The organism is Paenibacillus sp. SSG-1 (genome assembly GCF_002224835.1).
Lineage (GTDB): Bacteria > Bacillota > Bacilli > Paenibacillales > Paenibacillaceae > Paenibacillus_AQ > Paenibacillus_AQ favisporus.
In genome coordinates, this window is sequence record NZ_MBRK01000001.1 from 5,271,370 (window position 1) to 5,277,674 (window position 6,305).

Genomic DNA, 6,305 nt, shown 5'->3' on the forward strand with positions numbered 1-6,305 from the left:
GATCTATGACATTCATTTCTTTAGTTCATCCTATACAGTATATTGTTTATCTGCATTCTTTTCCATACGGCTACCCGGAGTAGCCCAAGCTGTTTGCCGAGCAGCTGAATGGCGTTTGATGAAAAAGCCAAGAAGGTGAACATCACCCTCTTGGCTTTTTCCCATATCTCTGATATCAGCGGAATCGGCTGAAGAATGACCGGATGTCAGGAATCAGAAGATCCGGCGCATCCATAGCGGCAAAGTGGGTGCCGCGCTCAAACTCCGACCATTGCACAATATTGGTATTGTCGCGTTCGGCAAACCGTTTTATCGATTTGAAATCATCACCGAACACCGCCACTCCTGTCGGAGTCGAATTCGGTCCTTGCGGCTCCTGCTGCTGATGCGCGTTCTCGTAATATAACCGGGCGGACGATTCCGCCGTATTGGTCAACCAGTACAGCGTGACATTCGTCAGAAGTGCATCCCTGTCAATAAAATCCACATGATCGCCGAATCCGTTAAATAACTCGGCTATCCAAGAGAGCTGACCTGCCGGCGAATCCGCAAGCCCATAGGAGAGCGTCTGCGGCCGGGTGGATTGGATCGAATTGAAGCCCGCCCGTTCATGAAAATTCGCCAGAAATTGAAGCCGCTTCTGATCATCTTTCGATAAATCCGCCATCTCCGCAGGATCTCCAGAAGGGAAAGAAAATAACTGCAGTACATGGATGCCGCGAAGGCCTTCCGGCTTTTGTATACCAAGCTCTCTGGATACAAGTGCGCCGCAGTCGCTGCCGTGTGCTCCGTACTCTGTATATCCCAAACGTTTCATTAACGTATCCCACGCCTTTGCAATGCGGGCAATATTCCATTCGGAGCCGAGCTCCGGACCAGAGAATCCAAATCCGGGAACGGAAGGGATAACGAGATGGAAAGCGTTCGCCGGATCGCCGCCGTGGCTGCGCGGATCGCTTAGCGGTCCAATCAATTCGAGAAATTCGACAATCGAACTGGGCCAAGCGTGGGTAAGCAGTAAAGGAAATGCATCTGGCTCTGGCGAGCGAACATGCATGAAATGGATCTGGGCTCCGTCGATTGTCGTTGTAAATTGCGGATACTCGTTCAATTGCGCCTCGTATTTCCGCCAATCATATTCATTCTGCCAGTAGGACGCCAACTCTTTAATGTAGTCAAGTGAAATGCCGTATTTCCAGCCGCCCCCGTTCATTGCTTCAGGCCACCGCGTCCGGGACAGACGATACCGAAGATCATCAAGATCATCCTGTGGCACGGCGATATGGAAAGGATGGATCGCTTCACTTACCTCGTAACAATTCGGGTTAACTGTAGTCATTTCATTTTCCTCCTCAAATGGGTTGGCGTTTGTCTTGCTTACATTACTAATATTAGACCACCCACCTTGACAGCATTATGTCAGGGTACAGCAGGAGGCAAAACATTTTTAAAAATAAAAAAGCCGCCCTCGGGCGACTCCTTTTACCTATAGCCATGGTTCCATTTCGCAGCTGTTTCATTTCATATAACGATATTCCAGGAGATTCTTCAAATTGGATATTTTCTGCTGCAGCTTCTCCCCGACATTGGTTTCCCTCACCAGCTTCCGCTCCAGTTCTTTGTCCACCAGTCTTTTTACAGACAATACGTCCGTTCCGTTACATAACACATCTTCTCTGGAATTGAATTTCTGATGGGCGACAAGCTGCATGCCAAAGGAATTATACAGCAAGGTATATCCGGCAATGCCGGTTGTAGACTGATAAGCTTTGGAAAAACCGCCGTCAATGACGACCATTTTCCCGCCTGCTTTAACCGGGTTCTCTCCACGAATTTCTCTAACTGGCGTGTGGCCGTTAATGATATGTCCATGATCCGGATTCAGTCCGAAATCCAGCAGGATCTTCCGGCAGATCTCCTCCTGTTCACGTAAATGGTAGTAAGGGTTCTTTCTCTCCTTATGGGTTTCTTTATCTTGGATAAAGTACCGTTCAAAGGTGGTCATTTCTCTTTTTCCAAAGAGCGAGGAGCACTCCCCTGTCCAGATGTACCACACCATATCCGTAGCCAAATCATCCGTCTCTTCCGGATGCGCGAAGGCGTAACGTAAATAATATTCAAAAACGTCGAGCAGCTGACGGCCCGAATACAGTTGGTCTTCGATCTGCATTTCTTCCATGTTTCCTTCTTCGTCCAAAGGAATGCAACCGTGGATTAACAAATTCCCGTTGTATTTTAAATAAAGACTGCCCTTTTTCATCAGAAAATTCATATGTCTCGCCAGCTTTTCCGAATGCTGAACGGAGAACAGCAGCTTCTCCAGCACCTGCTGCTCCTCCTCTAATAATTGTTCAGGCTGCTCCGGGTTTACGGTTGCGAAACAGGTGTTATCCAGCGGGTAAGTTTTTCCGCCAATGTTGATTTCATTCTTGTCGTAATCGATCTTCTCCAGCAAAAGCCTTTCAGACATATTAAAGTAAGGGCGTCTCTTAATAATCGGGATTTCAAGCTTAAACTGGATCATGGCTATGGCTTGATGAATTTTGGTGATCTGCAGAATTTCCGACTCCGATACGTTGTGGTCGGCTTGCAGCTTCGGTCTGAAGGCCGGATTGTCATCATAGTACTTCTCCGCCAAGTTCAGCAGTGGGCGAAGATTGATTCCGTATACGTCTTCGATGATGTCCAGATTGTCGTATCTGGCGCAGATCCGGATAATATTCGCAAGGCAGACCAAGGAACCCGCATAGGCGCCGATCCATAAGGCATCATGGTTCCCCCACTGGATGTCTACAGAGTGGTAGTTAATCAGCGTTTCCATTATTTTATCCGGGTCCGGCCCGCGGTCATAAATATCTCCGACTACATGAAGATGGTCAACCACCAGGCGCTGGGTCGTATAAGCAAGGCCGATAATGAGCTTGTCCGCCTGCCCTAAGGAGATAATTTGCCGGTATATTTCCTCATAATAAGGATCCTTATTATGGGTCAAATCCGTCTTGTACAGAAGCTCTTCGACAATATATACAAACCGCTCCGGCAGAGCTTTACGCAATTTCGAGCGCGTGTATTTGGAAGAGGCATAAGAAATGAGCTTAAGCATGTGTTCAATCGTTTGTCGATACCACCGGTTCAAGGCTTGTTTATTGCACAGGTCTCCTTTAACCAGCTGTATTTTTTCTTCCGGATAATAGACTAATGCCGCAAAATCACTGATTTCTTGATCCGTCCATTCCTCACGGAACAAATCTTTGATTTTCTCTTTGACGGTACCCGAACCGTTTCTGAGCACATGCTGAAAAGCCTGGAACTCTCCATGCAAATCACTGACAAAATGCTCGGTTCCCTTGGGGAGGTTGGAGATCGCTTCAAGGTTGATGATCTCGGTGATCACTTTTTCTTCCGTATCATATTGCTGGGCCAATAAATCTAGAAACTGCGCATCCAAAACAGTGTCCCCCTTCAAGGAAAGATGGTGATGTATAAGTTTTTTAAGCTGGCGGCGTACCGTTATGCTTAGTGTAGACAATAAAAGGAAAAACATGACGTTTCCTTGTTCCCCTGGTATTATGCTAACAGCTTTGCCTTTGGTGGATCAAATTTGCTTGAAAAAGAAATAGACCGCCCTTTACAAAGGTTTGCGGTCTATCTCTTGTGATCAGCACTGCGCCCCTGAGCCTGCTCAGCCCTCTGGGCACCGCGGACTCCGGTTGATTGCTCTTCCGAAACGCGTGTCAATTGCGGCGAGCCGTCCGCTCTATGCCATCAGCGATTTCTTCGTACAGTTGATGCGGCAAGTCGTGTCCCATGCCGTCAACCAACATGAGCTCGGCGCCCGGGATGGCAGAAGCCGTGTCCTCGCCACACGCTGGCACGAACATGGGATCATCCGCCCCATGAATGACAAGTGCGGGTACTTTGATCGTCGCCAGCCGCGGACGACGGTCACCGGAGACAGCGATCGCAGCGATTTGTCGTCCGACACTGCCTGGATCGTAGGCTCGCCGGACTTCCTCCAGAATAAGCGCCCGATAAGCGTCCTCTTCAAACGGATAGCCAGTACCGGCAATGCGTTTGGCAAAAGAGAGGCGGTGCGCCAAAAATCCTGCTTCATCCTCAAAGGGGTTCGGTGCCGGTTGAGTCATCATCGCCATGACATCCGGGGAAGTTGGCGGAAGGGCGGGATTACCGGAACTGGACATGATGGAAGTGAGGGATAAAACCCGGTCAGGGTACTCACTGGCTGCAACCTGGGCGATCATTCCGCCCATCGACCTGCCAACGAAATGTGCCCGGTCAATGGAAAGGGCGTCGAGCAGTCCGATAGCATCGCTGGCCATGTCATCGAGAGTGTAAGGGATGTCCGGCCGCTGTCCCGACATGAGAGCAGCCGCCAGCGCGTCGAAATCCAGCGTCCGGTAATCGCTAAAGTGTGTCGAGCAACCAACGTCGCGATTATCAAAGCGGATCACGCGAAAGCCCCGCGCCGCTAATATCTGACAAAACGGAACCGTCCATCGGATCATCTGGGTTCCAAGCCCGGCGATTAGGATGATCGCCTCGTCATTTTCGTTGCCAAAACTGTCATAGGCCAAATCAATGCCATTGACTTTCAAAGTGTTCATCTTCATGTTCTCCTCCATCCACATGCTTTCATTCAGAAGCTCTCTTCTGGGAACGCATTAGCGGATAATTTTTTGATATAGTCTCTGATATCAGGTGCCCAGTCATCGATAAAGTGGAAAAAACGATCCACATCACCAGCATACAGTGCCCGCAGTGCTTCTTCGTAATGATGAAAGTTCCCGGCCATGGCTGTCATAAAGTAATATGTCGCTTCCTGGGACTCTCGTCTTTTGCTCTGTTCTCCTCCAGCATGGCGAGCCTCATCGATGAGTTTTCGTAATGTTACCGAAGCCCCTCCAGGTTGACTCTTGAGCCATTCCCAATGCCGCGGCAATAACGTAACCTCACCGGATACAACCCCCAGCTTGGGTCGGCCGACCCGCCGTGCAGGCTGATGATCCACTTCTGTATCGGGAGGCAGGTCACCGAACTGTTCTCCTAATCGATGGAGCACGTCGTCTGTCTTCCCGCGAAAATCAACATCGATTTGCTTTCCCGAGGTATCGTCAAATATAAGCAGCTGTGTGAGGTCCCTGTCATCCAGAGTATCCTTTACCGTAGAAACAACGTGCTGCAGCGAACCACTGGCGACGACTCTCACACCCAAAAATGCCGTGCAGTAAAATCGCGTTAGGTCATTTCCCATGCCTGTATCTCCTTCTCTGATTTCTTCACCAATTATACCCGGGTAAAAATACGGAGTCAATATTACCCGGATAAAATAAATTTTGTCGCTCGCCCTGGTCGTTTATCCAAACACGAAGAAGCCAAGAAAGGTCAAACTCCCTTCTTGGCTTTATCCATTTTTCAAGCATTATCTGGTCTCAGATTTTAACTTATCAATATATTCTTTACCTTCTAACAGGGAAAGGCCCAAAGTTTCTCTTGCTTTTTTAATGGCTTTTACGTCTTCACCCTCTTTTATGAGCTGACGCAGTTCATCATTTATTGGATGTTCAGGCAGTCCCGATTGTTGGGTTAACTGGTTTATGGTATATTGCATTCCTTTTATGCGACCTTCTAATTTACTCACCTTAGCCCATAAATTTATGATGATCAGGAGAGATACGATGATTAGAATGTATTCCATTTCCGAATTAAACCTCCAAACTTTATGGTCTATCTGTAGAACTACCCATTTTCTCCCCTCGATTAACGCCTTTGACCAGCTCAAGAATATCTCTTAGGCCTTCCGAACCGAAGGCGCGTAGAATACATCGCCATGCATATGCTGAATGTTGTCCCAGTTGCCCGGATTGGTCGTGTCTGGAGAGCGGTGCTCCAGAATGGCCTGATAGAGTTCCGTTTTTTGTTCCAAATGGGCAATGTGCCGCTGGGCCTCTTCGAGCTTAACACGCGCGGCTTCTTTATGCTCCATGATGAGTTTGTAGCGCTGCGGAATAGACGAGTCTCCTTCGAGACAGAGATCGATGTACGTTTTGATGACTTCAATCGGCATCCCGGATTGCTTGAGGCATTTGACGCCAAGCAGCCAGTTGATCGATTCTTCGTCGAACATCCGGATGTTATTTTTATCGCGCTGTACGCTCGGCACCAGGCCTTTATCCGTGTAAAAGCGTACGGCGTGCTCGGTAAGTCCCGTGATCAAGGCGGCTTCTTTGACCGTATGCATAGTAACCCCCCTTGGAAAATTAATTTTTGATAGAGGCTTTTTTTTT

Annotated in this window: 6 protein-coding genes; all 6 read right to left on the reverse strand. The window is 48.5% G+C overall.

All coding sequences use genetic code 11. The features are described from left to right. Nucleotides 1-175: 175 nt before the first annotated feature. A complete protein-coding gene (locus BCV73_RS24255) occupies nucleotides 176-1,339 on the reverse strand; it encodes an epoxide hydrolase family protein (protein ID WP_089548854.1) in 1,164 nt (387 codons plus the stop codon). Nucleotides 1,340-1,516: 177 nt separating this feature from the next. Beyond that, nucleotides 1,517-3,448, reverse strand: coding sequence for a fructose-1,6-bisphosphatase (locus tag BCV73_RS24260; RefSeq protein WP_089548855.1), 1,932 nt, complete (start codon nucleotides 3,446-3,448; stop codon nucleotides 1,517-1,519). 286 nt (nucleotides 3,449-3,734) lie between these two features. Beyond that, nucleotides 3,735-4,625 (reverse strand): alpha/beta fold hydrolase, encoded by an 891-nt coding sequence (locus BCV73_RS24265; protein WP_089548856.1) that lies wholly within the window; start codon nucleotides 4,623-4,625, stop codon nucleotides 3,735-3,737. A gap of 32 nt (nucleotides 4,626-4,657) precedes the next feature. Further along, complete coding sequence (locus tag BCV73_RS24270; RefSeq protein ID WP_089548857.1) at nucleotides 4,658-5,272, reverse strand: DUF2239 family protein; 615 nt, start codon at nucleotides 5,270-5,272, stop codon at nucleotides 4,658-4,660. A 168-nt stretch (nucleotides 5,273-5,440) separates the two neighbouring features. Further along, a complete protein-coding gene (locus tag BCV73_RS24275) occupies nucleotides 5,441-5,716 on the reverse strand; it encodes a hypothetical protein (RefSeq protein WP_089548858.1) in 276 nt (91 codons plus the stop codon). A gap of 93 nt (nucleotides 5,717-5,809) precedes the next feature. Next, on the reverse strand, nucleotides 5,810-6,259 hold the full coding sequence (locus tag BCV73_RS24280) for a MerR family transcriptional regulator (RefSeq protein WP_089548859.1): 450 nt from the start codon (nucleotides 6,257-6,259) through the stop codon (nucleotides 5,810-5,812). Nucleotides 6,260-6,305 lie beyond the last annotated feature (46 nt).